Genomic DNA, 26,077 nt, shown 5'->3' with positions numbered 1-26,077 from the left:
CCGAAGGGTGACCCACTCTCCCGGCCACACCACCGGAGACCGACCTACACGTGAGCCCGTACACACACCGTCACGTCAGGCCGTACGCGGACAGCTTCCGGGCTGCTGTGGCCGAGGAACGCCGACAGCACCGGCAGCCGGGACGGGACGTCGACGCCGGCCTGGTACCAGCCGATGAGCGCGTTGACCGCGAAAGTGTGCCGCAGGTCGTGGATGCGCGGGCGTCGCCGCCCGGGCGGAGTCTGGATGTCCGCGGCGGTCAGCAGCCGGGCGAAGATCTGCTGCGCTGTGTGTTGTTGCACCCGCCTGCCGGTGGTGGTGAGGAAGAAGGCGGGCGAGACCGCAGCGGGGCAGAGCCGGTCGCGGCGCGCCGCATAGCCGGCGAGCATCACAACGGTCGTGGCGTGCAACGGCACCAGCCGGGTCTGGTCGTTCTTGCCGGTCACCGTCAGCACCGCCTCGCGTTCGTTGACGTCGTCGCGGTCGAGGGCAAGGGCCTCACCCACCCGCAGCCCGCTGGCCGCGATGAGGCTGATCAGCGTCTGCATCGTGGCCGCCGCCAGCGGCGCGGCGATTGTGCCGGCCGCGTGCACCAGCCCGGCGATCTCCTGCGTTGAGTAGTGGTGGGGCGTCGGCCGGTGCGCCCGGCAGGGCAGCAGCCCGGGTGGTGGGACCTGACAGTGCGGGTCGAACGCGGCCAGGTAACGGGCGAAGCCGCGCACCACCGCCAGACGCCGCTGCCGATGCGCAGCCGTGGCGTTGCTCGGCTCGCTCGCCCACCCGATTGCCGCCGCGACCGTGACCGTGGCCAGGCCGTTGTGGTCGAGCCGGTCGGCGAACTCCAGCAGCATCTGCCCCTGCCCGCGCAGCTTGAACCCCAAGCTGCGGCGCATCGCCAGGTACTGCTCAACATGCATTCGGATGCTCATCGTGGCGCTCCCTGCGGGCAGGGCATCGCCAACTCAGCCAGCCGCGCCTGATCCAGCCGGGCATAGATCGCGGTAGTGCGCTGCTGGGCGTGGCGCAGCAACTGCCCGATCTTCTCCATCGACGCGCCAGCTGCGAGCAGGTCGCAGGCCGCGGCGTGCCGCATCCCGTGCGGCCCGAACCGCGACACGCCGACCCGGGCGCAGGCGGCGCCCACCAGCACCGTGACAGCCGAGACGGCCAGCCCGGTGAACGGCGCCTTCACCCTGATGAACACATTCCGCGCGGCGGTGGCCGGTCTGGCGTGCAGCAGGTAGTCGGCGATCGCCGCGCCGACATCGGCCGGCAACGGCAGCACATCGACCCGGCCGCCCTTGCCGCGCACGATCAGCTCACCGGCGCGCCAGTCGATGTCGGCCAACTCCAGCCGGGCGACCTCGCCGCCCCGCATCGCCAGCCGGGCCAGCATCAGCAGGATCGCGTAGTCGCGGCGGCCGACCGCGCTGTCGCGGTCGCACCCGGCCAACACCGCCCGGACATCGTCGTGGCGAGCGGCACGCGGTCGAACCAGGTTGCGGGGCCGGCCACGTCCAGCTGGGACTGCGCCCGCCAGCGCCACCGCGATGTGCCCGGCCAGGTGCAGGAACCGCAGCAGCGACCGCAGGGCGGGCAGCGTCACCATGTCCAACGCGTTACTGCGCCGCCGCGATGTCCAGTCCCGCACGAAGTCGACGACCTGCCTCGCCGACAACCGCGGCAGCGACCACTCCACCGGCTCGGGTAGCCAGGTCAAGAACAGCCGTGCGCATCGCAGGTAGTGCTTCACCGTGCCCGCGGCCAGCCCGCGCTCGTCTTCCAAATACCGTTGGTACTCGGCCAACAGCACTTCTGTCGGCGTCGTCGCGACCATTGCCGAAGGTGGTGGGACGGCCCCCGAACGGCGCAGATACCCCAGCAGCGGCGCCAGCGCCCGCTCGCTCACCCCAACCCGGACACCCGCTGCCCGACGCAACCGTTGGAACTCCTGCACGACCTCGCCGGTCAACGCGGCTGCGACTAAGCCACGCGCGGACAACCAGCCACTCAGATCCGCCAGCCGATGCACATGCTCAGCGATCGTGTCCGTGGCGAACCCTTGACCGGCCAGATCCTCACGCAGCCCGTCGACGAACGGCGCGAGCGGCCCATCCACCACGATCCGTCCGTGACCTCGCGCAACACCTTCCGAGTCCATGATTCTTCTCCTGTCTGTCGAGGGACCCATCGACCAGACACGAGAAATCGCCCACCACGACGGACAACCGATGCGCAATGCCGAGCAGCAACCACAGCATCAGCTCACTGAGCAGCGCCCACCAAGCACGGCGCGGCATAACCGCCCTCTCGTCATAAGGGACGAAGTCAGCCGGTGTACAGCGTCAGTACTCGGGGACGGCGGGTCGGACGGAGAACTGCCAGCTCGGAGTGTTTCTGGCCTACGTCACACTGCACGGCCGGACACTTGTTGACCGGGAGCTGTATCTGCCGCAGAGCTGGTGCAACGACCCCCGCCAGGCGGGCCGAGGCCGCGGATACCGGCGCACGTTCGGTTCGCCACCAAGCCCGCCCTCGGGCTGCAGATGCTGCGCCGGGCCATCGATGCCGCTGCCCGCCCGGTGGGTGACCGCCGACGAGGCCTACGGCAAGGACAGCAAGTTCCGGCTCTGGCTGCAGCAACGGCGCATGCCCTACGTCCTGGCCGTCGCGTGCAACCAGGAGATCCCTACCAACGGAGGCAGCATCCGCGCCGACGCTCTCGCCGTGGCAGCGCCGGTCTCAGCGTGGAAACGGCGCAGCTCCGACGACGGCACCAAAGGCCCGCGCCTTTCGACTGGGCCGTGGCCACCTTGCCCGACACCGGCACAGCCGATCACGGGTATAGCCGCTGGCTGCTGATCCGCCGGTCGATCACCGACCCAACTGGGCTGGCCTACTACTTGTGCTACGGGCTGATGGCACCGGCGACGAGCAGCTGATCCGCGTCGCCGGCGCGAGGTGTGCGATCGAGGAATGCGTCCAGACCGCGATAGGACAAGTGGGCCTCGACGAATTCAGGTGAGCCGAATTCGACCTCACGGCGGACTGTGCTGAACTGCGTTTTCACGACTTCGGTTCACTGCAAGTCACTAGGCGCACGCACCCCCACCTGGTGACCCGCTGACGACCGCGCCACGGCGCTCGTTGAGGTGCGGAAACAGCACCCGAAACCTCAACGCGATGCGGTCACGGGCCACACTCGGGATCGACATGCCACAAAGGACGCCTGCAAAGCCGAAAAGATCACCTTGTTTCTTTACAGGTTCATTAACTGCGGAATCTGTTGACCCGAGTTCCCAAATCGGCGCAGCTCCCGCCCGCTTGCTGTCGACTAGACACCTTTCGCGATTAGGGTCTGGTTGGCGTCCACTATGCCTCTTGCGAGTGATCGCTTTGATGAGGTTCGTCCGGTTATCTGGATTCATGCGGTACGGCGATGGTGGTGGCGTCAACCAGGCCGGGCGAGTCCGGCGTGAGCAGGTGCGGCGGCAGGCCGCGCAGATGTTCGCCGACGGCAGGTCAGCGCTTGACGTCGCCGCGGCGTTGGAGGTTTCGACGAAGAGTGCCTACCAGTGGCGGCGTGCGTGGGTTGCCGATGGCGAGCAGGCGTTGGCATCCAAAGGTGCGCCGGGGCCGGACACCATTCTGTCCGATGCCCAGCTGCAGCTGCTCAAGGTCCGCCTCGACGCGGGACCGGCCGCCGCTGGCTACGGCGAGGACCAGCGCTGGACCTTGGCCCGGATCGGCACACTGATCGCGACCTTGTTCCACCGCCGCGTGAGCGTCACCACCGTGTGGCAGGCGATGCGACGGCTGGGCTACACCGCACAGCAGCCGATCCACCGCGCCATCGAGCGTGACGAGCAGGCCATCACACACTGGCGCCGCTACCAGTGGCCGGCGCTAAAAGAGTCGCGTACCGGCTGAAGGCCTGGATCTGTTTCGCTGACGAGTGCGGCAAAACGCTGCGCGCAGCGAAGGCCACCACGTGGGCACCACGCGGGGTGACACCGGTGGTGAAGGTGACTGCGGCGGGCAACGCGCGGGTGTCGGTGGCCGGGATGGTCTGCTACCGGCCCGGCCACCGCAGCCGCCTGATCTATCGCACGATGACCTACCGCGGGCGCAAGGGCGAGCCGAAAGGCTTCCGGGAAGCCGATCTAGCCCGCCTGCTCGACACCGCTCGCCAGCAGCTCGACGGGCCGATCGTGCTGATCTGGGACCGGCTGGGCACCCACAAGTCCACCCAGATGCAGACACTGATCGCCGACCGGCCCTGGCTGCGCGTTTATTACCTGCCCGCCTACGCACCCGAGCTCAACCCGACCGAGAAAGTCTGGTCGGCGTTGAAGCGCAGCCTGGCAAACCTGCCCGTCCGCACCGCCGCCACACTGACCAAGGCGGTCAAGAACCGTCTTAAGCGCATGCAGTACCGCCACGGGCTCGTCGACGGCTACTTCACCGGAACGGGTCTATCTCCACCCAGCCCTAACAGACCTTGATCGCGAAAGGTGTCTAGCGAGATCACCACGTCAACTATGAGGGCAGCCTACGAGGAGCCGCGGTCTGACGGAATGCGCTCCCGTCGCACGGCGGGGTTGGAGTGAACATGCGAACCTAGACACCGTGGACCTGACCGATACGCAGAGCACGCTGACCCTCGTCTGCGCCTTGGCGATCCTGATCGGGACCGTCGGAGTAGTGGTTCCAATCGCCCCGGGCTTAGTCCTGAGCTGGGCTGCCGTGCTCGTCTGGGCGTTGTTCTCCGACGCGGACTGGGGTCGCTGGATCGTGCTGTTCATCGCGACCTTCGTCGCCCTGGCCGGCACCGCCGCGAAGTACGCCTGGCCCGGCCGCCGCCTAAAGCAGAGCGGCGTACCGAACTGGTCCATCATCCTCGGCGGCCTGCTCGGCATCGTCGGCTTCTTCGTCGTCCCCGTCGTCGGCCTGCCCCTCGGGTTCGTCCTCGGCATCCTGCTCGCCGAATGGACCCGCCAACGCGACCTCAAACCGGCCCGGGCTGCGACCTGGCACGCCGTCAAGCCGTCGGACTGTCCATGCTGATCGAGCTCGCCGCCGCCCTCGTCATCGCCGTCACCTGGATCGTCGGCGCGATCGCCGCCTGACCCGATACGCCCAAATCAGGCCGGGCCAACAAAGCGGCCGAGGTCTCCCCACTCCCATTGAGCACTCCCAGAGTGCACACGAGAGCTTGCACGAACGTTAGTAGCTTGCCTGTATCAGACTCCGGCCCAATGCCGAAGACCAAGTTCATGGAACTGACCGTTGGAGCATAGCCATTCCACCATAGTGGTAGGAGCCATGCTCGGACCATACTCAGCCAGGCTCTGATGGACAAACCCTCAGCCAGAGCTCGATGGGCGAGGCTCGACCGAACGGATCGCACGGCACAGCGGACTCCGGGTCGACCCCTTCGCTACGGATACGGCGTAAACCACCCGCTCGTGCCGACCCGCCCAAGTCCTGTCGCCTCATCGAGGCGACAGGACTTGTCTGTACGTGCAGCGCGAAGCGTACGTACGTTTGCCAGCTGGGGCAACGGTCTGATCGGTCGTGATTGCCGACCCAGTCCCAGCTTCGGCGATTTCCCATAGTGGTTATCGGCGAGGGAGATACATGCCACCAATTACCACTGGGTCTGCTTCTCTCGAGTAATAGCCTGGCGGCGCGATCAACACCGAATCGAAGATGTCTCGTTGCGAGTTACGCCGGAATCCGAGGGCTACCTGCGGACAGGTGGGATGCTGCAGCTCCGCGTCTGTTACCTCAACGCCTTGATCGGCAAGAGATTGAAGAACAGCCGATGCACGACCTGCAAACACGTCCAAACCTAGCGCTCTAACTACCCAGGTATTTCTCGTTCGGGGACGCCAGATCTCGATAGCACTAACGCCTTCACCGAATTCGAACAACGCGAAGAGGTCAAATCCTTCCGGTTCATCGCGAAGGCGCAGCTTTTCGGGCTCACCCGGCAAACCTGTCAGCGGTTCGGCGTCACCCCAGGTCTCGAGAGCGACACTCGCTTCGCTCGAGGACATTCCGAACCGGAGCGGGGGTAACCCAATGTTCGGTGTGAGTTCAAGTATGGTCGCCATCTAACACCCAATCACCTTCGACGCCCCAAAGTGTGCGAGGTATCGCTGGTATGCCCGGTTAAATTGCAGGCTATCCAGCATCTCCTGTATCTCGCCGTCGTAGAGCGTACCAAACCTTCCACGGATGTCAGCGAAATCCATTTCCATAGCTACCTCGATGTAGCCGAGGTCAATCCAGAATTGCTGCTGCGCACGGTAATCCTTGTTGATTTGTCCGCTCCCCGTGCTCAGAAGCTGGCGGTGATGCTCCTCGGCCATTCGAATAGCCGGACCAGAGGAACCAGTCTTGCCGAAGATGTGCTTCCAGTTGCGGTATGAGTCTTGGGCTGGAATGTGGTTGATCTCGTTGTCGTGGCCAGACGGCCGGAGTCGCCCGTACCAACCGCCGTCGATGTTGAAGTAGATGTCGTCTGGATCCCAATCGCCCCCGCCGCCGCATCCTCCCCCGCCACCGCCACCGGCGCTGCCGCCGCCTGCACCGCCGCCGGCGGCCTGTGGTTGCGCTTCTGGCTCGAGCTTTTCCTCGATGATCTCGATGCTGCCGGGCTCTGCCTTGCCTTGCCCGTTGGCGGCTCCTGCCGTGTGTGAAGGGCCGGAGTCTCCGCCACGGTCCTCGATCGCTTGGACGGCGTGACCGCCGCCGTAGCCGCCAGGCGTGACCGCTGCGTCTTGTGCGCTGGCGCTCGCTGAGGCAGCGCCTTGGCAGGACATGCAGCTGGGGCCGCCGATGTACCCGCCGCTGGGTGTGTAATAGCCGGGCGTTGAACGCACAGGCGGACGGTTGAGGATGCGCCCGGGAGCGGATTCTGGGCCCTTGATGCGGATTTGCCGTACGGGTGGCCTTGGAGGTGGCACTCGAATGCCGATACCAGCCCCACCACTACCTCCTGCGGCGCTTCCGCAGCAGCCGCCGCCGAGCATGGGCATCTTCATCAAAAGACCGCTCGGATCGCTATAGGTGAGGGGATTGCTGCCCGCGTAGCTGTATCCGTTGAGTTGTTGCAGATTGGTGCCGTCGAAGATGGGGTCCAGGCTGATGAAGCGGCCGGTGGCTGGGTCGTAGTTGCGTGCGCCGAGTTGGGTGAGGCCGCTATTGGTGTTGGCGGGTTGGTTGAGGAAGCCTCGGTTGTCGATCCAGGTGACGGTGGCGCCACGTGGTTCGCCGTAGGGGGTGAACTGTCGCCAGGTGGGGTTGTAGGTGGTGTAGTCGAGTTTGAGGTCGGAGGTTCCGTGGGGGTCGCTGAGGGTGTAGCTGTAGTTGGTGCCGCTGCCGGTCCGGACTGCGGTGCCGCCGCCGGGGAGTGCGTAGTAGCGCGCGCCGGTGAAGGTGTTGGTGGTGGTGTTGAGGGTGTGTTGCTGGCCGTCGGCGTAGAGGGTGGTTGAGCTCGGGTCTTTTTGGAGCAGGAGGTTGCCGTCGGCGTCGTATATATAGTTCGTGATGTTGTTGGTGGCGCCGACGACGGTGGTGTTGCGGGTGAGCTGGCCGGCGGCGTTCCACTCGAGGGTTTGCGGGCCGAGGCCGGCGTTGCGTCCGGTCATGTTGCCGGCGGTGTCGTACGTGTAGCTGGTCGGGCCGGTTGTGCTGCCTGTTGTGCTGGTGAGGGTGTGGGGTTGGTTGGTGTTGTTGCCGTTGTAAAGGTAGTCGGTGGTGGTGTCACTGCCGCTGGTCAGGGCGTGTTTGGTCTGTTTTCTGCGGTTGGATTGGTCGTCGAGTTCCCAGCTGGTCCAGTAAGCGCTGGTGGTCCCGAGGTTGTCGCCGACCATGCTGTGGTTGGCGAGCGTGGGTCTCGTGGCGCAGTTGTCGGTGGCGGTCCACGCCTCGGTCAGCCGTCGTAGGTTGTCGGCGACGGTGTTGTAGACGAAGCATTGGGTTTCCGAGGTTGTGGTGGAGCCGAGCCGGGTGGAGATCTGTCGAGTTACGTTGCCGGCGAGGTCGTAGTCGTAGTGCTGTTGGTCGAGGGTTCGTGCGGTGGCTTGCTCGGTTTTCAACAGCCGGTCGGTGAGTCGTCCGGTGTGGGGGTCGTAGGTGTAGGTGATGTTGCTGGTGCCGTTGACGGCTGAGCCGATGATTGTGTAGCTGATGCGGCCGTTGGCGTCATACGTGGTGTTCTGCGTGTAGCCGGCGAGGCCCGCCATGGTGGTTGGCAGGTCGAGTGTTCCGGAGTAGTTGCGCTGGACGGTTTCTGCGGGGAGGCCGCCTTTGGCGTAGTAGATGTCGCTGTCGGGTAGCCCGACGTCCGTGGTGTAGGTGTGGTCGGTCTTCCAGTCCCCGGCCAGGCTGGTGCCTTCAGCTGGTGGCAGCGTGATGATGGTACCGGTGGCCTTGCCGAAAATGTTGATGTTCTTGACGCGGACTGTGTAAGCGCTGCCGCCCCAATAGGCCGTCGACGAGGTCTGGTGGCCGATCGGATACTTGACGGTGTAGGTGATGTCACCGTCGGAGTTGTCGTAGACCCATTTCGCGACCTGGTTCGCTCCCGTTTGACCGTTGTCGATCTGGGCGGTGAGGTCGGAAACGTATTTTGCGGTCCTGCGGTTCAGCGCGTCGTACTTATAGGAGACGGTGTTCCCGCTGGTGCGGCTGTCTTTGGCTTCGGTAAGGTTACCGTTGGCGTCGTACTTGTACGTGCTCTTGCCGGCATCGGGATCGGTCTTCGATTTTGCCTGGCCGAGCAGGTTGTACTCGGTGGTCCAGGTGCTGCCCGCTTGAATGACGGTGTTCTGATTGCTGTGGCCGTCATAGCCGTAGGTCGCGGAGGTAACTGCCCCACCGCTGAGGCTGAAGGTTCCGGTAAACGTGTCAGCCGGCGTTGTCAGCGTGGGCAGGGTTTTGTAGTCATCGACCTGGCTTGTCCGCCCGATCGGATCGGTGATAGTCGTGCGGATCACTGCGCCCGTCGACGGAACGCTCGCCGATCCGGACGGAAGCAGTGTCGGTCCCGTCGGGACAGTTGTCACACGGTCGCCGGTGTACACGTTCGTGGCAGTAGAGATGATGGCGTTGTCTTTGGCCTTCTGGCTGTAGATGACGCGGCCGAGTCCGTCGTAGGTGTAGTAGGTCTGGTCGTAGACCTTGACCGACAGGTTCGCCGCGGTCTGCAGCGCCGTGTTCGGTGTGCTGGCAGCATCCCACCAACCGTTGTAGGTGCCGGAAACCCAGCCACGGGAGTCGTAGAAGATGTCGCTGATCAGTCGTCCACCGGCCGGTGACAGTGTCTGGGTTTGGCGAGGTCGCAGCAGCGCATCGTAGATGGTGGTGCTGGTGGCGTAGCCGAGGCTCTCGTTTAGCGTATCGGTGGTGACCGCGACGACGCCGTCCTGAACGTTCGGCTGGTGTTGAACGAAGGTGTAGGTGTATTTCACATCGGCGGGGGCGGTGGTGGCGCGGGAGTGCAGCCATACGCCGGTGAGCCGGCCGAGGGCGTCGTATCGGCGGCTGGTGACGATCGTGTTTGGGTCGGTTTGGGCGAGAACCGATCCTCGGGTGGTGCTGTAGGTGCTGCTGGTGGTTTGGTTCAGCGCGTTGGTGACCGCAACGCCGCTGGTCAGACCGATACTGGTGGTGGTGTAGCTGGTCGTGGTCTTGTTGTTGTTGCCGTCGTACTGGTCGACTAGCCGCCCGTAGCTGTCGTAGGTGGATTTGAGCGTGGTCTGGTACGTGTAGCTACTGCCGGTCCAGCCGTCGGCTTGCTGCACCATGGTCGGCTGACCATAGGCCGGGGCGGTGGTTTGGGGGAAGGTGGTGGCAAAGTTCGGGTCGTCGTAGAAGACCCGGCCGGCGGCGATGACCTGATCCGGTCGCGATACCGAGGTGGGTGCGGTGAGGGTGTTGATGCTGCCGGGAACGGAGACGACGGACCCGGCGGTGTAGCCAGCGCAGGCTACGGACACGGCGTCGCTGGATGCGATCAGGCCGACGAGGTTCTTGGTCGTGTTGGCAGGGGCGTAGCCGATGCTGGTGCACCGATCGAACGCGGGGTCGGCCGGGATGGTGTGGGCGTAGGTGCGCAAGGGCAGGGCGAAGGTGGCGCTGGCGGTGTTGGTGTCGTAGGTAGTGTCGACGGCGTTGTAGCGCCAGCTGGTGGTGCCGCTGCTGGTGACCGCTTGGCGTCTGACCTGCAGGACCGGGGCGATCGTGTTCGCGGTCAGGGGGTCTAGACCGGTGCCGGTGCGGCTACGGGTGGCGGTGGCTGCTGACACCCAGTAGTGGGTGATGGTGGAGGATTCGATGCCCCCGCCGGCGCCTTTGTAGCTGGTGGTTTCCATGGGCTGGCCGGCGAGTTGGTCGACGTCTTCGTGGACGCCGCCTTTGTTGTCGGTCAGATTCACCACGGTGGTGTTGTTGTTTTTCGACATGCCGCGGTAGTAGACGGTCGCCGTCAGCGTCTGCCGGTCGTTGTTAGCATCCCCGGTGCGTATTTGGACCTTGGCGTAGCCACGGAACTGGCCGTAGGTGCGGTACTTTGCCTTGACCAGCTCGTTATCGTCGAAGTGCCAGCCGGCCCCGTCGAGGTAGGTGTAGCTGGTGGTCATCGGTAGGGCTTTGCCGGTCGGGTCGGTGGCGGTGACTTTGGTGACGGCCCATTTGTTGAACCAGTCGAGGATCGGGTTGGTGGCGTTCTTGGGGGTCCACCGGACCGGGTAGCACGATCGCGTGTTGGTGGCCGGATCCAGGCCCGTCACGGCAGTGGGGCAGGCGGTGGGCAGACCGTAGTCGACGGTGATGCGCGACCCGGATTCGGTGTCGATGTAGTGGATACGGCGCCGGTAGTAGGTCGGCAGCCCATCTGTGGTGACGACCCGGTTCGCCAGCCTTATTTCGGTGAACTTCACCGAGGGCATCGCCCGGTCGACGTTGTCGCCAGCGGTCTTGTCGTTGCCGGTGTGAGTGATCGAATCGAGCCACAGGGTGGGGCTGGTTCCGTCACCGGTCTCGGTCGGCATCGTCTGGGTCAGCGTGTAGGTGTCGACTGGCAGGAAGTCGCCGGCGGCGGTGCTGTATTGCTGGGTGACGATGGAGGTCAGCCGGACGGTGGAGAAGAACGACGGGCTCCACGGGCAAATGCCACCGGACGTGCAGACCAGGTCGTACGGGACGTCGGGCCAGTTTCCCTTTGTCGACGTGTTCAGTGGCTGGCAGGTGCCGGACAGGCAGCGGTCACCGGTGTTGAACTTGATCCGGTTCGGGACGGTGCCGAAGGCGTTGCCGTCGGTGAAGCCGTAGTCGATGTGGTCGAGGTGGCTGTTGCGCACGTAGACGGTGTTGGTGTCGCCTTCGTGCCGGCCGTAGTAGTTGGGGTCCTGCTTGTAGAAGTAGGCCATGGCGCCGCCGCGGGAATCGACGACGTAGTCGAGGTTCCAGCGGCTGGCCATGGTGCACCAGGAAGTGTCGTGACACGGATCATCGGAGTGGGCCGAGTACACCGGGACGGTGTCGACCGAGTTCGTCTCCCTACCAGCGCTCCAGCCAGGAATGTGGTTACGGCCGAAGTAGTAGGTGGTGCCGTTGCGGTCGGTGACCGTCCAGTAGTCGTCGTCGTGGGTGCCTGCTCCGGTGCCGCCGTCGGTGACGTGTGTGACGATCGATCCGTCGTCGGACTGCGGCTTCCATTTGGTGCCGTCAAAAACCAGCGCGCTGCTGCGGCCATTCAGCGACAGGTTGAGGACCGGACCGTCATAGCAGAGGTCTGGGGTCGGTGACGAGGCCGCTGTACCCTCGGGCTCGTCCTTGCACGAGATGAATGACTGCTCGATGTACGAGTCGTAGGTGGACCACCCGTCGCCGACCCATGACGCCTGCGCTGCCGTGGAGACGGTCTTGCCGTCGACGGCCGACGAGTCGTAAGACAGACCGACCTCGGGTAGCAGCGCGGTCGTCGCGGGCGGGACGGCGATCGGATAGCTGTAGGTGAAGTTGCCGGTGCTTCCGCCTGCGGTCCAGGCCCCGGAAGGGCTCAGGTCGCTGGCGGCGAATGTGCCGGTGTCACCGCCGACGTCGGCGGTGGCTGCCAGAACTACCATCTGGCCGCTAGCGGAGGCGCTGCTGGCATTGGCTGCGAGGGCGACCGGAGCAGACAGCGTCTTGGCGACCGTGTCGTTACTGGTGGCAAGCGGTTGTGCCGTTCGGCACGCGGCTGCCTCCGGCGTGGTCAAGGCACAGGAGGGCAGCTGCACCAGGCGAAGCCGCGAGGCGTAGTCGCCGCCGTACGCTTGAGCGAAACCGCTGTAGTCCAAGCCGATCCGAGTGGTGCCAACATCGGCAGATGCGACCGTGAACACCGCGCCGCTCACGCCGAGACGGGCGGCAGTGGCCCGGTCGTGGACCTGGACATCGACGAAGCCGGGCCCTCGGTAGGTTCCGGTCACGTCGGTGACGGCCTGGGTCCACACCGGCACGCCAACGCCGTGCGTCTTCGCGGCATCCTTACCCGTAGGGGCTGCGACCGCAATCTTCGCTGTCGCAGCGGTCGGCCACCGCGTGATTGGCGCGCTGTAATTCTTCGATGTGATCGGCGGGAGCGGAGTCCGGTCGGGCGTGACCGCGTGGACCTTGGTCACCTTCCGGCCGGGCGATGGGGGTGATCCCGGAGTTCGTGGCGTGGCCGCGGCCACCGGCACGGCCGTCAACGCTCCGATCGGAACAGCCAGCAGCAGCGACATGGCCAGTAGAACTGCAGACCTGTCGCTTGTCCGGCGTCGCGCCCCGTGCTTGACCATCGCAACCTCGCATACCCGTTGAAGGTGCCACAGTGGACCGGCGAGGACGATGTGGACACAATGCGAGCCCCCGCTAGCGATGACACCTTCCCATGATCGACGTTTCGCCGGAAGTCACGATCTTGTATCGATTCCGCCAGAGCATGGACGCAATTCGGCCACCGCGCGACGAAAGCGAACGTTCCGCCGTGGTTGGCACCCCACGCATGGGCCGCAGGTTTGGTTGGCTGTCCCGTGATCAACACGGGACCCGCCGGGGGTCCCTTCGACCATGCGGGGTGATCTGCCAGATGGGTCTATTTCGGAACACACGGCGGCGTATAGCAGTTGCCGTCACAGCGATAACCGTTGCTGCCACCGCGGCCACAGCGGCGCCGGCGTTCGCCGATCCCTACCAGCCCGGTCCAGACGAGCCACCCCTCACCAGCGCCCAGACCACGAGCGACGACGACGTCGATCGTGCCCTCGCCGAGGCAAAGACTACGAGCGCACCGGTGGCGGTGCCGTCGCGAACCACCGCCACCGACCTGGTGACGGCCAACCCCGACGGCACGGTCACGCTCAGCCGCGCGTTGTCGCCCACCCGGCGCAAGGTCAACGGCGAATGGAAAGACCTCGACCCCACGCTGGAGCGCAACAGCGACGGCACGCTCTCCCCCCGGGTCGCCACGGCCGACATCGTGTTCTCCGCCGGTGGTAGCGGACCGGCAGCCACGATGCGGCACGAGGGCCGAACGGTGAAGCTGACCACGCCGGTCAGCCTGCCCGCGCCAGTGCTGGACGGCGACACCGCCGTCTACCCGTCCATCCTCGCTGGCGTCGACCTGCGGCTGCGCGCCGACCGGAACGGCGAGGTGACTCAGGTTCTGGTGGTCCACGACCGAGCCGCCGCGACCAATCCTAAGGTCGCCGCATTCGCCCTAACCGTCACCTCCACAGACGTCACGTTGCGGGCAGATGGCGGTGGGTTGCGGGGCGTCGACCGGCTCGGCACCACGGTTCTAACGTCCCCACAGTCATTGATGTGGGACTCGACCACCCCCGACCCCGCCCAAACCGACGCCCTGCCAACCTCGGAGGTCGCCTCAACGCCCGACGGCCCTGGCATCGCAGCACAAACCGCCGCCGTAGCCACCGAAGTCGCCGGCAGCACGCTGACCCTGCGCCCGGACCCTGACCTGCTGTCCTCTCCCGACACGGTCTACCCGCTCTACATCGATCCCACCTTCGTCTGGTCCTCGACCGGGCCGGTCAAGAAGGGCTGGGCGTCGGTGTCCGACCGCACCCCCTCGACCAACCGGTGGCTTGACAGCTATGACCCAAACGACGACCTGCAGGTCGGCAAGAACGAAGACACCTTTTCCCGGTCGATGATCCTCTTCCCGATTCCCGTCAGCACGTTGACCGGCGCCAACATCTACAGCGCGTTCTTGAAAATGAGCGAGACGCGCTCCTATTCGTGCAATGCTCGCCAGGTCAATGTGTACGCGCCGACGAAAAACCTCACCGACACGAACGCGACCTGGACCTATTGGGACGGTGTGGCGTTGGGCTCAGACGTGGCGAACGCGAACGTCGCCCACGGCTACCCGGGGTGTGCCGCGGATTGGGTGTCGTTCGACGTCACCACGACGATCCGCAACGACGTTAACGCCAAACTCGGCCTGCGCACGTTCGTCCTTAAGGCCAACAACGAGTCGGACTTTTCCAGCTACAAGGAGTTCGACGAAACCTCACCCACGCTGGAGATCAAATACAACCACAAGCCCGCCAAGCCATCGAACCTGGCCACGAATCCTGCCACCGACTGCAAAGGCGGGCAGGTCGGTTTGGGTAAAGTGACCCTCTACGCGTGGGTGTCCGACGCGGACGGCAACACTCTCGGCGTCGATTTCAAAGTCTGGAAGACCATCGACACTGGAAAGGCCGAGATCTATGGCTCCGACCCGCAGACGCTGACCTACGGCTCGAACACCACCGCGCAACTAGACATTCCCAAGGCGACACTCGACACCGTCTCTGCCGGCCAGCCCACGCAATTCTCGTGGACGGCGGTCGCCACCGATTTCGGCCCCGACCCCGGCGATGTGTCAGCCACGTGCACCTTCACCTATGACCCGACCCGGCCGGGCGTCCCCAACGTCACTTCCCCGACCGGTGCCGTCGTCGGAACCCCCATCAAGATCACTGTGACCAAGCCCGACAGCGGCACGACACCCACCGGGTACCTGTACCAGCTGAACGCCAGCTCTCCCGGCCAAGTACTCGACGACGACAGCGACGGCACCGTCACGGTTACCGTGACACCGACCCGGCGCACCAACACTCTGACCGTCGCCAGCCTGTCCGCGGGCGGCAACATCAGCATCACGGCCGCTTCGGTCGTCTTCGACGCCGCTGCCCAGAACGCGGCAGCCGACTCCGACCTGACCGGTGACAACGTCGCCGACCTAGTCGCCGTCGGCGGCACCACCACCGGGCTTCCCTCGGGCGTCTGGCTTGCGGCCGGCCGCAACACCGGCCAGGTCAATCAGCTCGCCGCAAATATCGGCGCCAACGGTATCGGCCAGGACACCACCGCGGGGCCTGCAAGCTTCGACGGCGCAGCCATCGTCACGGGACACTTCACCGGCAACGGCCAACAAGATGTCCTGGCATACAAGAGCACCACTGGCTCCGGCGCGATCATCACCGGCAATGGCGACGGCTCCACATTGCAGGTAGGCACTGGATACCAGTACAACATCGACGACGGTGCCCTGGCTGATCAGGGCGACGACCCGGCGACCGGCGATAGACTCTCGCTCGCAAATCCCGTGCAGGTCGCCAATGCTCACTATCTTGCGTCTGACTGCGACGACGACGGCACCGCCGACGCGGCCGATCCCTACGATGACCTGCTCACGATCAGCGGCGGCGAACAAGTCGGAAGCCCTCCCACGACTCGGCCCTACCACCTCAGCCATCTCTGCAGCATCAGCACCAACGCCTTCATGACGCCGAGACAGCTCACCACCGAACCGCCATTGGGCGAAGCGTGGCAAGACTGGACCATCGCCACCGCTCAAGCACCCGTCGACGCCAACGGCACCCTGGGCACGTGGATGTTCCTATGGCGCAAGACCGACGGCGCCATCTACCTCTGGAAGAACCTCAGCTTGGCAACCGGCACACTCACCTACACCTCTTACACCCTGAGGGCCAGCGGCTGGAATACCGGAAAGAGCCTCGGGCTGCGCGCCGCCGACGTCAACGGCGACACCGTCCCCGACCTGTGGACCGTCGGCGCAGGCAGCAGCATCACCGCCAGCATTGTCACCGGGCTCCCCACAACACCAAACATCAGCAACGGCACACCAGCGCCGCTGATCACCGCCCAGCACGCCTGGACCTTCAACGACGTCGCCGGAACCAACGTGACCAGCAGCCGCGACATCGCCGGCAACCTGCCTATGACCGGCACCGGCACCGTCACCTGGAACACCGGCGACCAATTCAGCCCCGACATCCGATTCGCCGACGGCAACACCAACGGAACCCTGAGCACCGCCACGCCGGCAGTGTCCACCAACGCGGACTTCACCATCACCGCCTGGATCAAACCCACCGCCACAGGCGGAACCATCGTCTCCCAAGACGACACCGCCACCGCCGGTCTCAAAATCTGGGCAGAGTCCACCGACAACAGCTGGCGATTCGCTCTGAGCCGCAGCAACACCGGAACCCAATGGGACACAGCCGCAGCATCCGCCAACAGCGTCCAACTGGGCACCTGGACCCTGCTCACTGCTACCTTCAGCAAGGCCACCGGTGCCATGACCTTGTACGTCAACGGCATCAAGGCCGGCGTCGCCAGCCACAGCACCACCTGGACCACTACCGGCGGATTCCGCGTCGGAGCACACCGCATCGCCACCGGAGCATCCGCCGCATCATTCGGCGGCTACCTGACCGGGCAACTCTCCACCGTGCAAACCTGGAATCAGGTCGTCGACCCGGCAGAGGCTCGATCGGCCGCCGCCTACTACGTCCCAGTCTCACCCACGCTACTCATGGACACCCGCACCGGCCTCGGCGGAACCACCGGCCCCGTCGCACCAGCCACAAACATGCGACTCAAGATCGCTGGAGCGACGCTGTCAACCGGCAGCGTTCCCGCTAACTACGTCGCCTCCGCGACCCTCACCCTCACGGCCATCGCCGTCACCGGCAGCGCCTGGGCCGTCGCTTATCCGGACAACACCCCTCGGCCGCTGACGTCCAACCTCAATTGGAGCACCGGCGAGACCATCGCCAATACCGTTGTCGTTCCCGTCGGCGCGAACGGCTATGTCGACCTCTATACCTGCTGCGGCGGAACAACCCATTTCCTCGTCAGCATCGTCGGATACCACACCACCGACCCGGCGGCCACCGGCATATCCACCTACAACCCTTTGACGGCCAAGCGGATCCTGAACAGCATCAGCGGAACCGGCCACACCGGCAAGGTCGCCAGCGGCGAAGTGGTCAATCTGCCTGTCACCGGTACCACCACCGGCGTCCCCAGCGATGCAGCCGCCGTGGCGATCACCCTGACCGCCACCAACGTCGCCAACGCCAACGGATTCCTTATCACTTATGCGTACGGTGATCCGAGGCCGTCCACGGTTTCCGGACTTCAATACGCCGTCGGCAGCAGCCGGGCCATCCTGGCCATCGTCCAAGTAAAGAGCGGCATGATCTCGATCTACAACCAAACCGGCAGCATCGACCTGCTCGGCGACATCGTCGGCTACTTCAAACCTGGCACCAGCGGCTACAAATACCACAGCATGGCCGCAGCCCGCCTCGTCGACACCCGTGTCACCAACGACCCGATCACCGCCGCAACAGCACGACCATTCGCACAACCCGCCGGAGCCATCGCCACCGCACCCGTGCTCATCATGAACGTCACCGTCACCCAACCCACGGCCAACGGATACGCCGTCGTCTACCCCAACGCCACCACACGACAACCCACCTCCGACATCAACTGGAACACCGGCCAAACCCGAGCCGCCCTCGCCCAGACCCAAGCCCTGAACGGCTCCATTGACATCTATAACAGCTCTGGCACCACCCACTACATCCTCGACTGCATCGGCTACTACGCAATCGACTGAATCCAGGTGAAGCCGTGGGGTGTCTGGTCCCATCGACCAGACACCCCGGTCAGCGAATGCGACCCATAACCCGCAGACGGCTCGACGGTCCTCGTCGCCGTAGTGCTCCAGCCGCACTAGCAGCTGGCCAGCCGCAGGGGGTCGATTTCCCGGACTACGACCAGCTCAGGACTCGGAGAGCGGTGGCACCGAGACTGTGTGTCGTCGGGTCGGTGGCAGCGTGACTTCGCCGGCGAGCTGATCGCACACCTTCCACACCCTGCTCGCCGGCGCATCCTGGACCGCCGAATATTGCCACCCCGACAACCCCGAAGACTGGGCCTACCTGTCTCAATACTCGCCGTACCACAACATCCAGCCCGGCAGAAATACCCGCCGCTCCTACTGATCACCTCAACCCGCGACGACCGCGTCCGCCCTGGCCACGCCCGCAAAATGGCCGCCCGCCTCACCGAACACGGCTACAACGAGTCGAATGTTCCGCATCCCCGCGCCAGCGCCTTGATCTTCTGGCCCCCGAACGGCGACCAGGACACCACGGCGGAGCAGATCGTCGATACCGCGCTCAGCTACCGACCCGTCGGGCTTTAGCAACGTGCATAGGCGACGCCGTGGTGCGCACGGCGACGGCACAATCGGCTTCGTACCGTGCGTCGTGGACGGTAGGTTGGACCGCCACCTGTCAACAGGGCAGGGCGATTTGTCCAAGGGAGCAAGACGCAATGGGCTACCAGGTGCAGGCGGTTGTCGCCGCTAGCGACCTGCTGCGGCGGGTCGCTAGCGATGATCCAGACATGCATGTGGTCGAGCTCGCGCAGGGCATGGCGCTGATGCCGATGACCGGTGTTCTCCATGACCGGCTCACCGTGCTTGGACACGACGACAAGCTGGGGTTCTTCATGCTGCCAGGCGGGTTCGCGAAAACGTTGGCTGGTTGGTCCGCCGATGGGGCGATCGCTTATGTCGAAGCCGACTTCTTCGGCGGGACGGGGTCGCAATCTGCCGTGGTCTGGCAGCACGGCGCGCTGGCGTTCGGGCCGCTACACCGACCCGCAGGCGAGCAGCACGCGGGCGAGCCGAGCCCGATCTCCCAGGCCCTTCGTCATCTTGGCGTGAGGCGCGGCCGGCACGCCGACGAGTTCGCGGCCGCCGGCCTCGATCGTCATCGTGATCATGGCGGGTGGCTAGGCGAGATTGGTGTGCGGCTGCCGGAGGACGACTGGTGAGGGGCTCATTCCGGCTGGCCATACAGACCTCGAAGTGGTCACGGTTCGCCCAGGTCGACGTCGACGTTCTGCCCGCGGCCAACGACGACGTAGCGGTGGTCGACGACTCCATCAGGGAGGATATGAGGCGCGCGGCATTGCTAGGCGGTCGGCAGGTGCTGCACCTGCTTCCGGGCACCAACCAGATCACAATCATGAGAATCACGGTGTCGCCGGTCGACACCAGCGTCGCCGACGTGGCCGAAGCAACCGCCCGCGCTGTCTGGAACGCGTACGGGATGCCTCAGCACGATGTCAGCCTCCACGATCAGTGGCTCGTCGAACACCAGCTTGCCGAGCTGCGCGGCCGAACGTTGCTGGCCGTCACCGAAGCACGTCATTGGTTCGCAGGCCGCCGTGACGATGACGCGACCAGCCTCATCCATCCGTGGTTTCACCTCGAGAACGCCGCGCCGATCCAGCTTCACGTGCACGGCGAGGACCTGATGCTCTCGACCGCGGAGCCCTACACCCCATACGACATGGACGAGTACGGGCAGATACGAGTCGGTCCCGCACAGCCTCCGGACCTGCTGGCAGAAGTCGTTGGTCAGCGACTACGCGCCACCACACCGCTGCGAACCCAGTGGGCATCGGAAGGAAGGGTCGGCGCCATACTCATGGAGTTCTCATCAACCCGCATCCTGATCGGTGCCAGCGGAGACGACTGGGTACTCGTCGACAACCCATCACCCGACTACCTTGCGAGCCGATGGGATCGATGTTCTTGACCACAACTGCCGTCACGCGGCCAGCAGACCCCGATGCGCTCGCGCCGTCGGCTCGCACCCGGCTGCGGCCTCACGCGGCACGCCACGTATCGGTGGCGCATCCGGTTTCGTAGTACCACCAGCCGTCCTCGACTCCACGGTTGAGCAGAGCCTTGATGGCTGGCATGTCGGCGTCGGCGGGAATGTTGAGTGCGACCAGCGGGAGTTCCTTGCTGAACTCCTCACCGCCCAGGTTCCACTGCTCGAACTGGCCGTGCACGGCCTCGGCGTTGGCGCCGAGTGGGCCGGTCGGCACCGGAAGAACGCGTACGGTGCAGTTGCCGGAACCTTCGACCCGTCCAGTCGCCCAGCGTCGGCCGGTCTCGTCGAACGTGTATCGCAGCACGTCACCTATGGCGATGCCGTCGGCGAGGAACGGGACGCTGCAGATCCGGGCCGTGTCACCCTCTATCGGTTCGGCCCACAGACCCTCGGTGTCGTACGGTAGCCAGCCTTCTCTAGGCACGAACTTCACCCAGACCTTGATCAGGTCAGTGTCCGCTTCATCGAGACGCTCTGCATGCATACCTGCCATGATCCATCACGCCTTCGACCGGCAGCCTGAACCCCTACGACTCCAGTGATGATCACTTCCAGGCGGAGGTCAGTCCGCTCTCGGCATCGGCTTGAAGATCGACTACTTTGTCCGATCCGAGGCCGCTCACAAGCCGAATCCGAGGAGCGGCATTGCGCCATCGTCGGACGTTGACCTCATGGCGGAGCATGTCCACGCCTGACTGCTGCCACTCCCGATCTGCAGTGGCGATCAGGATTTGGTCTGCGGCCAGTTGCTCGGCAGGTAGCACCCGCTTGGCCACGGCGCGGCGGAGCTCGCGTCCGGTGCCGAGCGAGCCGGGACGCTTGCACTCTGCAGTGATCAATTGGCCATCGCTGAGGGCAACCAGATCGACCTCAGCGAGCGGGCCGGTCTCCGGGTTCGTCAGCTCCAGTTCAGCAACGTCGACGTAGGTTCGGCTCTTACGACGCAGGTGGTGTGACAGTAGAAGGGGTATCTCACCGTCCTGGCCCAGATGTTCGCGAACGGTTGGGTGCAGGTCGTAGTACCACTGAGGCTCCGTATCAGGCTGCCGCCACCTCGGTTGAGACAAGCTGTTGGCCGCCGAGCATCGGGGACAGCGATTGATCTGCGCCAAGTCGCCGATCGCCACGAAGGCCGGCCTGCCGCATTGCGCACAGCCAAGTACCAGTCCTCGACGGAGGATACCTCGTTCCAGCAGGTCATCGACGTTGCCGCGATAGACATCCACTGCGCTATCGCCAGCGTCGACCTTGGCGAGGATACCGGCAAACGTCAGGTAGCCCTCCCAGAGGTGCTCGCCAGCTCCGGTAGGTAAGACGACACCGTCAGCGGCGGCGAACACGAGAAAGGACTTCGTGGCCGATGGGCGAAACGCTCGTAGGACAGGCAGCATAGGCCCTGCGAGCTGCGCAGCCAGGGCAGCGCGGTCGCCCCAAAGCCGCTGCATGACATCGACGCGTCGCCCAGCACCTGAGAGCTGCATCCGTTAACGAGATCAACACCGACGATATGCGCACGGTCGCCGAGGCCCTCATCTGCAAGCCGCTGGGCGGCTTGCGTCAATGCCCGACCGGTCCCACAGCACAGATCCAGCCGAGCCACCCTCGACGCGGGCGATTCCGCCAACGTTGTCGTCAGCCGGTCGACTGGGCTGAACCCGACCTCCCGCTCGTAGCTGTTCGGCCCGGTGAGCTGGCGCTCGCGGTTCATCGCACAGTTCGCAACGACCGACGACCGGGCCAGAACATCATCCGGAAGCAGCCTCCGGTCCGACGTCATGCGTTCCGGCCCGCCGAGAACAGATCATCTCCCGGGTGAAGGTAGCGGTCCTCGGCGGCGGCAAGTACTCGGCGCAGCTCCCGAACCACTGCGAACGCTGGGCTATTGGGATTGGCATCGGCCCACAGGTCAGCCCACTCCGATTCATCCGCGAGAACCCGGTCCAATGCGCGGACCGCCAGACCGGGCGTGTCATCGGGGAACTCGATAGATCCGCCGACCGTAAGGAAGTCCGGTGCGTACGGCGATGTGATCGGCGGTTGCCCCGGCAACTGTGCCGCGACGATGGCGGCAGCGGCGATCGCCGCCGAGCCGTCATCCACGTCCAGATACTCATCGCAGTTGATGGCGAAGAGCAGGGTATTACGTACGAGGTCGGCTCGTTGTTCGGCTGGTGCGTCCTCCAGGTCGCCGCACCAGTCGGCGGCACTGTCGTTGTCGAACGGTCCGACGTCCCATGCCCCCACGTGTCAGCTCCTTAGGCCGATGGGCGTTGTGGCCGCGAGACTACCGGCCACGTCCGACAGGTCAGTCGAAGTACGCGACCAGGCGTACGCCGTCTGCTCCGAACCGGCCGGCCAGCGCGCGCATCACCGCGAAGACGTGCTCCCACCCGGTGCCGGGACCGAGGACCGCTGCGCGAGTGAGCGGCTGATACGCCATGACGAAGTCGTCGGCCTCAACGACGCCGAATGTCTCGCCCGGTGTTGAGCCCCAGGGCAGCGGCCCGAAGCGGTCGATGATCTCAGGAGGCCAGCTGTCGCGCAGATTCCAACTGAGCTGTAAGGCGCCTTCGGTGAGAGTCAGGCGACCGATCACGCCGTTCAGGCCGACCGTCATGTCAAGATCGTTCAGTTCTGACCAGGCGATCCAGGTCGGACTGTGCAGGTCATGAGCAAACTCGGCGAAGTCGTCTCGCACCTGCGGCGACGCGTCCACTGGGAGTCCCCGAGCGGCTGCGACCGGTCGCCAGCCTACGTAGTTGCGTACCCCGAACAGACAGGCAAACGCGTCGTAGTCGTTCTCGGCCAGCAGGGGATGCAACGGGCAGGCTACCGACCATGGTTCCCAGTCGAACCAGTCCTGATCCCACAAGGGGTCGCGTACCTCGATGAACCCGTAGATGTCGGTGCTCACCGCTCCCCCACGGCAACCACAGGACACGCGCTGATCGCCACTGCCAGCGACGTCATGTTCGACACGACAGCAGCGAACTCGTCCCCGCCCCACGCCGCCAGATGTTTGCGCCGCGCCCGACGGGTCGCCAAACCAATCGGCGTCAGCCCACTGTTTCTTGCCCGCCATAGCGCGGAGATCTGGTCACTCACGATCGCCGTCGTAACCGCAGGGATGCCGTATCGGTCGACCACGGCTTCGTAGGAGCCGAGTTCGGTCAGCACATGCCGGCCGAGCACCTCGAATCGAGCGATGGTGCCGTCGAACGCGATGACCATCAGTTCTGCCCGGCCGAGGATGTTGGCCAGCCTGGGCCGAACTCTCGCTGGGCTGAGGACGCTGTCGTCGCTGCTCACGGCGGCACAGCCTAGAAGGTGTTGCGATCGAACGCCAGCAGGTTCCGCCGCCCAGAACCCCACCACGCATTCCAGAAACCCGGACAGTCGGTTACGGCTCGAAGGAGGCGGTCCGACCAGCATCAGGCTCTTCACATCTGGCCACAGCCATGCCCGACGCGGGTGGGAGACTCGCTCGGTGACATCAGGTGTTCCACGCTCCGTAAAGTCGGTCAGCACACCGGAGCTGGTTCGTTTGGATAGCGAGGCGATCGAGTTCCGGCTCAACCGTAATCACGGCGCCGGTTGGCTGGCCCAGTACGCCGATCCCGCAGCCACCCATTTCCTGCGGCCGGTCATGCTGCACAGGTTGTCGCACCGACCCGCGGTCTCCCCGCATGTGCGATGCATGCTTCTGCTCAGGATGCGCGACGGCGAGCAGATCTTCTCCCTGTTGGACGTCATGCGCGCCTCGTTCGACGCGCTGCCCGACACGCTCGACGCTACAGCAACGACCCGGATCGTGGATCTGCTCGATCATGGAGGCCTGCCCACGCAGGCCGAATGGGCGGGACGTAACACCTGACCTGCGATATCGGCTGGTGTGGGGCTACAGGTTTACCGATACTCGACCGGTGACCTTCAAGGCAGCCGATGTCCTGTCCCGCCGCTGCAATACTGCTGTGCGTCCCGTTGGAGAAGGACCGATCTCGGACAGTCAATACGTGGAGCCCATGCCGCCGTTCATAACTCGGACAACCGCATGATCCACGATCGGGCAATCCTCGACGGCCTGCCACGCCTCCATGACGTGCGGATGTTGTGGTTCAACGACTGGTACGACGGACCGGTCGACGGCCTCGCCGAATACATGGACCGCGAGTACTGGTTCGCCGACATCGACGACTACCAGGGCACCTGGCCGCAACGCCGATATGTCCTGCATCCGATCAGCGCAGAGCAAGCTGCAGCCGAGTGGGCGCTGCACCGCGAATGCCAGGCTCGTACAGGGCTGGCCGGCTGCTGCCACGAACCCGCCTGCCCCGGGCCCGTCGACGGCGCGGCAGATTTGGAAAGCTGGTGGCGCGATCACCCCGAGCCGCACAACCCCGACTACGTCGCAACCCTCCGATCGGCTGGTTCGCCTCGGCCCGTTAAGGTCGCTGCGACAGGCAGCTCGCTGCCCGATTTCGGGTCAGCGGCGGACGCGAACTGGCATCGGCACCGCTGGCCTTGAGCCGCCACGAGGGCCCTCATCGAAAGGGCCTAGGCCGCACACCGCCGGGTTCACGTTGCCCGATTTCCTGCTGACCGACCGGCTACGGACGCTCGACAGCGCCGACCCGACCGCCCGCGTGATCCGCGCCGCTGAACTTGGTCATCAACGATGACCGCCCTCCCCGCATCCGCAGACCCGGAAATTGCGCAGTCTCATCCGGACGGCGAAGATCAGTACCCTCAACTGGTGTCCGTCACCGTCGATGAGCTCCTGCAGGCGCTGCACGCCGGCGTCGCCGGGAAGCTGGATGTGTCGTCGTTGACCGATGCCATCGAGGCGCTTGTCGAGGCGCAACCGGAGGACAGCAGGAAGGCCATCCACGCGTACACCGGTGACGAGAGGCTGCGCCTCTGGGCGCTCGGCCTCCTCGGCGATCCGCGCGACTTCCCCGTTCTCGCCGCCGGCCTGGCCGATCCCGAGCTTCGAAGCACGGCGCTGGAGGCCCTGGCCGGCCAGCCGGATGCCACTCGGGTTGACGAGATTGCCCGGTCCTTCCTTGACGACGCTGATCCAATGGTCCGTTCCCGGGCCGTCAGGATGGTCGCCTTCAGTGCTCGGCCCGGGGCACTCGCCGTCCTGTCACCACTGGCCCAAGATCCGATCCCGCATGTGCGAATGATCCTTGGCTGGTGCCTCGGCGGTCTTGGCGACCAAGCGGCCGAACCCACCCTGCGCACGCTGCTCGCCGACCCCGACGAGCAGGTGCGCGCGTTCGCCGCCCACGGCCTACGACGGCTCAACCGCCCGTAGCCGGAACGTCATATCGGCAAGTTCGGTGCGCCTCAACGGGTTCGCCGACGGGATTCGCGCGGCAGGTTCGGGCTTCGACAGGAGGTCCGTAGGTTTCACTTCAAGGGTCACGGCAGAGCCGAGCATGAGCTGGGATGATCGGACGCATGCGGGCCTATGTCGTTGCAGTGCATCCGGGTGCGCCGACGATAGTCGACATTTCGGTAGCGGATGATCCGCTACGAGGCGAATGGATTGGCCCGTCGCCGGACGCCGGCGAGCTTGTCGACGTCGAGTTGGACATCGACGCTGTGCTCGGATGGGACGACACGATCGCTTTGGAAGGCGCTGAAGCGACGCTGCGCGAGGGCCCTCGATTGTATGGACGTGTTGAGCTGCGGGAACAGGATCTCCTCTCGGTCCGTGTAGCAGACGGACTCCTGTTGATCCAGGTCGACGACGCCTCCATCGACCTCCCGCTCGGAACACCAGTCGTTGTGGTGGCCGAGTGCCTCAAGGTGTATCCCACCAATCTGTGACGTCGCCGTTCCTGGCTGCGCCGCGGGCAGACACGACCTGGAAATACCGAACTGCGTGACCTCACACGCAAGGCATGCCAAGACCAGCTAGTGGCTCAGCAGGAAACGTTGGCCAGGTAATCGGGTGAGCGGATCTTGGATTTGGTGGCGAAGTCGCGTTTCGGTTCGGCATGACTGTTGCG

The 26,077-nt window shown here is 65.0% G+C and carries 20 protein-coding genes and 2 pseudogenes; 13 read left to right on the top strand and 9 right to left on the bottom strand.

What is annotated here, in order from left to right:
- Nucleotides 1-44: 44 nt before the first annotated feature.
- A complete protein-coding gene (locus AB0M47_RS32545; RefSeq protein WP_363420872.1) occupies nt 45-929 on the bottom strand; it encodes a tyrosine-type recombinase/integrase in 885 nt (294 codons plus the stop codon).
- Nucleotides 926-2,122, bottom strand: a complete 1,197-nt coding sequence (locus tag AB0M47_RS32540) for a site-specific integrase (protein WP_363420870.1) — start codon at nt 2,120-2,122, stop codon at nt 926-928. The genes AB0M47_RS32545 and AB0M47_RS32540 overlap by 4 nt, the downstream gene beginning before the upstream one ends.
- 257 nt (nt 2,123-2,379) lie before the next feature.
- On the opposite strand from AB0M47_RS32540, the pseudogene AB0M47_RS32535 reads away from it, so the two are divergent.
- A pseudogene (locus AB0M47_RS32535) lies at nt 2,380-2,862 on the top strand (transposase); the annotation flags it as partial.
- A gap of 46 nt (nt 2,863-2,908) precedes the next feature.
- Here AB0M47_RS32535 and AB0M47_RS32530 read toward each other — a convergent pair.
- Entirely contained in the window at nt 2,909-3,070 is a 162-nt protein-coding gene (locus AB0M47_RS32530; RefSeq protein ID WP_363420868.1) for a hypothetical protein, read from the bottom strand.
- Nucleotides 3,071-3,426: 356 nt separating this feature from the next.
- Here AB0M47_RS32530 and AB0M47_RS32525 point away from each other — a divergent pair, with 356 nt between their 5' ends.
- From AB0M47_RS32525 to AB0M47_RS32515, 3 genes are all read left to right on the top strand, one after another.
- Nucleotides 3,427-3,930: a winged helix-turn-helix domain-containing protein gene (locus AB0M47_RS32525; RefSeq protein ID WP_363420866.1), complete on the top strand. Its 504-nt coding sequence runs from the start codon at nt 3,427-3,429 to the stop codon at nt 3,928-3,930.
- Nucleotides 3,897-4,505: a transposase gene (locus AB0M47_RS32520; RefSeq protein WP_363420864.1), complete on the top strand. Its 609-nt coding sequence runs from the start codon at nt 3,897-3,899 to the stop codon at nt 4,503-4,505. Before AB0M47_RS32525 ends, AB0M47_RS32520 begins: the two co-directional genes overlap by 34 nt.
- A 124-nt stretch (nt 4,506-4,629) precedes the next feature.
- Complete coding sequence (locus tag AB0M47_RS32515; RefSeq protein WP_363420862.1) at nt 4,630-5,067, top strand: DUF456 domain-containing protein; 438 nt, start codon at nt 4,630-4,632, stop codon at nt 5,065-5,067.
- 1,052 nt (nt 5,068-6,119) lie between these two features.
- On the opposite strand, the gene AB0M47_RS32510 is transcribed toward AB0M47_RS32515, so the two are convergent.
- Complete coding sequence (locus AB0M47_RS32510; RefSeq protein WP_363420860.1) at nt 6,120-12,779, bottom strand: RHS repeat-associated core domain-containing protein; 6,660 nt, start codon at nt 12,777-12,779, stop codon at nt 6,120-6,122.
- 551 nt (nt 12,780-13,330) lie between these two features.
- Between AB0M47_RS32510 and AB0M47_RS32505 the strand changes: the two genes are divergently transcribed.
- From AB0M47_RS32505 to AB0M47_RS32485, 5 genes and pseudogenes are all read left to right on the top strand, one after another.
- Nucleotides 13,331-17,983 carry a LamG-like jellyroll fold domain-containing protein gene (locus AB0M47_RS32505; protein ID WP_363420858.1) on the top strand — a complete coding sequence of 1,551 codons (4,653 nt, stop codon included), beginning with the start codon at nt 13,331-13,333 and terminating at the stop codon, nt 17,981-17,983.
- Nucleotides 17,984-18,181: 198 nt separating this feature from the next.
- Nucleotides 18,182-18,397 (top strand): annotated as a pseudogene (locus AB0M47_RS32500) (hypothetical protein); the annotation flags it as partial.
- 21 nt (nt 18,398-18,418) lie between these two features.
- Nucleotides 18,419-18,574 carry a hypothetical protein gene (locus AB0M47_RS32495; RefSeq protein ID WP_363420873.1) on the top strand — a complete coding sequence of 52 codons (156 nt, stop codon included), beginning with the start codon at nt 18,419-18,421 and terminating at the stop codon, nt 18,572-18,574.
- 131 nt (nt 18,575-18,705) lie between these two features.
- Nucleotides 18,706-19,209 (top strand): hypothetical protein, encoded by a 504-nt coding sequence (locus tag AB0M47_RS32490; RefSeq protein ID WP_363420856.1) that lies wholly within the window; start codon nt 18,706-18,708, stop codon nt 19,207-19,209.
- Nucleotides 19,206-19,979, top strand: a complete 774-nt coding sequence (locus AB0M47_RS32485; RefSeq protein ID WP_363420854.1) for a hypothetical protein — start codon at nt 19,206-19,208, stop codon at nt 19,977-19,979. The genes AB0M47_RS32490 and AB0M47_RS32485 overlap by 4 nt, the downstream gene beginning before the upstream one ends.
- Before the next feature lie 70 nt (nt 19,980-20,049).
- Here AB0M47_RS32485 and AB0M47_RS32480 read toward each other — a convergent pair whose 3' ends face one another.
- The 5 genes from AB0M47_RS32480 to AB0M47_RS32460 all read right to left on the bottom strand — a co-directional run bounded on the left by AB0M47_RS32480 (nt 20,050) and on the right by AB0M47_RS32460 (nt 23,369).
- A complete protein-coding gene (locus AB0M47_RS32480) occupies nt 20,050-20,544 on the bottom strand; it encodes a DUF4265 domain-containing protein (RefSeq protein WP_363420852.1) in 495 nt (164 codons plus the stop codon).
- 61 nt (nt 20,545-20,605) lie between these two features.
- A complete protein-coding gene (locus AB0M47_RS32475) occupies nt 20,606-21,400 on the bottom strand; it encodes a hypothetical protein (protein ID WP_363420850.1) in 795 nt (264 codons plus the stop codon).
- A 433-nt stretch (nt 21,401-21,833) separates the two neighbouring features.
- The gene (locus tag AB0M47_RS32470; protein WP_363420848.1) at nt 21,834-22,304 is read right to left on the bottom strand and encodes a DUF4259 domain-containing protein; all 471 of its coding nucleotides are present in this window, start codon (nt 22,302-22,304) and stop codon (nt 21,834-21,836) included.
- A gap of 61 nt (nt 22,305-22,365) precedes the next feature.
- On the bottom strand, nt 22,366-22,974 hold the full coding sequence (locus AB0M47_RS32465; RefSeq protein WP_363420846.1) for a hypothetical protein: 609 nt from the start codon (nt 22,972-22,974) through the stop codon (nt 22,366-22,368).
- On the bottom strand, nt 22,971-23,369 hold the full coding sequence (locus AB0M47_RS32460; protein WP_363420844.1) for a hypothetical protein: 399 nt from the start codon (nt 23,367-23,369) through the stop codon (nt 22,971-22,973). The genes AB0M47_RS32465 and AB0M47_RS32460 overlap by 4 nt, the downstream gene beginning before the upstream one ends.
- Before the next feature lie 235 nt (nt 23,370-23,604).
- On the opposite strand from AB0M47_RS32460, the gene AB0M47_RS32455 reads away from it, so the two are divergent.
- From AB0M47_RS32455 to AB0M47_RS32440, 4 genes are all read left to right on the top strand, one after another.
- On the top strand, nt 23,605-23,934 hold the full coding sequence (locus tag AB0M47_RS32455) for a hypothetical protein (protein ID WP_363420842.1): 330 nt from the start codon (nt 23,605-23,607) through the stop codon (nt 23,932-23,934).
- 177 nt (nt 23,935-24,111) lie between these two features.
- Nucleotides 24,112-24,585, top strand: a complete 474-nt coding sequence (locus tag AB0M47_RS32450; protein WP_363420840.1) for a hypothetical protein — start codon at nt 24,112-24,114, stop codon at nt 24,583-24,585.
- Between the two features lie 228 nt (nt 24,586-24,813).
- Nucleotides 24,814-25,377: a HEAT repeat domain-containing protein gene (locus AB0M47_RS32445; protein WP_363420839.1), complete on the top strand. Its 564-nt coding sequence runs from the start codon at nt 24,814-24,816 to the stop codon at nt 25,375-25,377.
- A 134-nt stretch (nt 25,378-25,511) separates the two neighbouring features.
- The gene (locus tag AB0M47_RS32440) at nt 25,512-25,895 is read left to right on the top strand and encodes a hypothetical protein (protein ID WP_363420837.1); all 384 of its coding nucleotides are present in this window, start codon (nt 25,512-25,514) and stop codon (nt 25,893-25,895) included.
- The last annotated feature ends 182 nt before the right edge of the window (nt 25,896-26,077 follow it).

Origin of the sequence: Hamadaea sp. NPDC051192, from assembly GCF_040682475.1 — a bacterium.
GTDB lineage: Bacteria > Actinomycetota > Actinomycetes > Mycobacteriales > Micromonosporaceae > Hamadaea > Hamadaea flava.
Note: the sequence above shows the minus strand (reverse complement) of the source record. Positions and strands in the feature narration are given on the sequence as shown.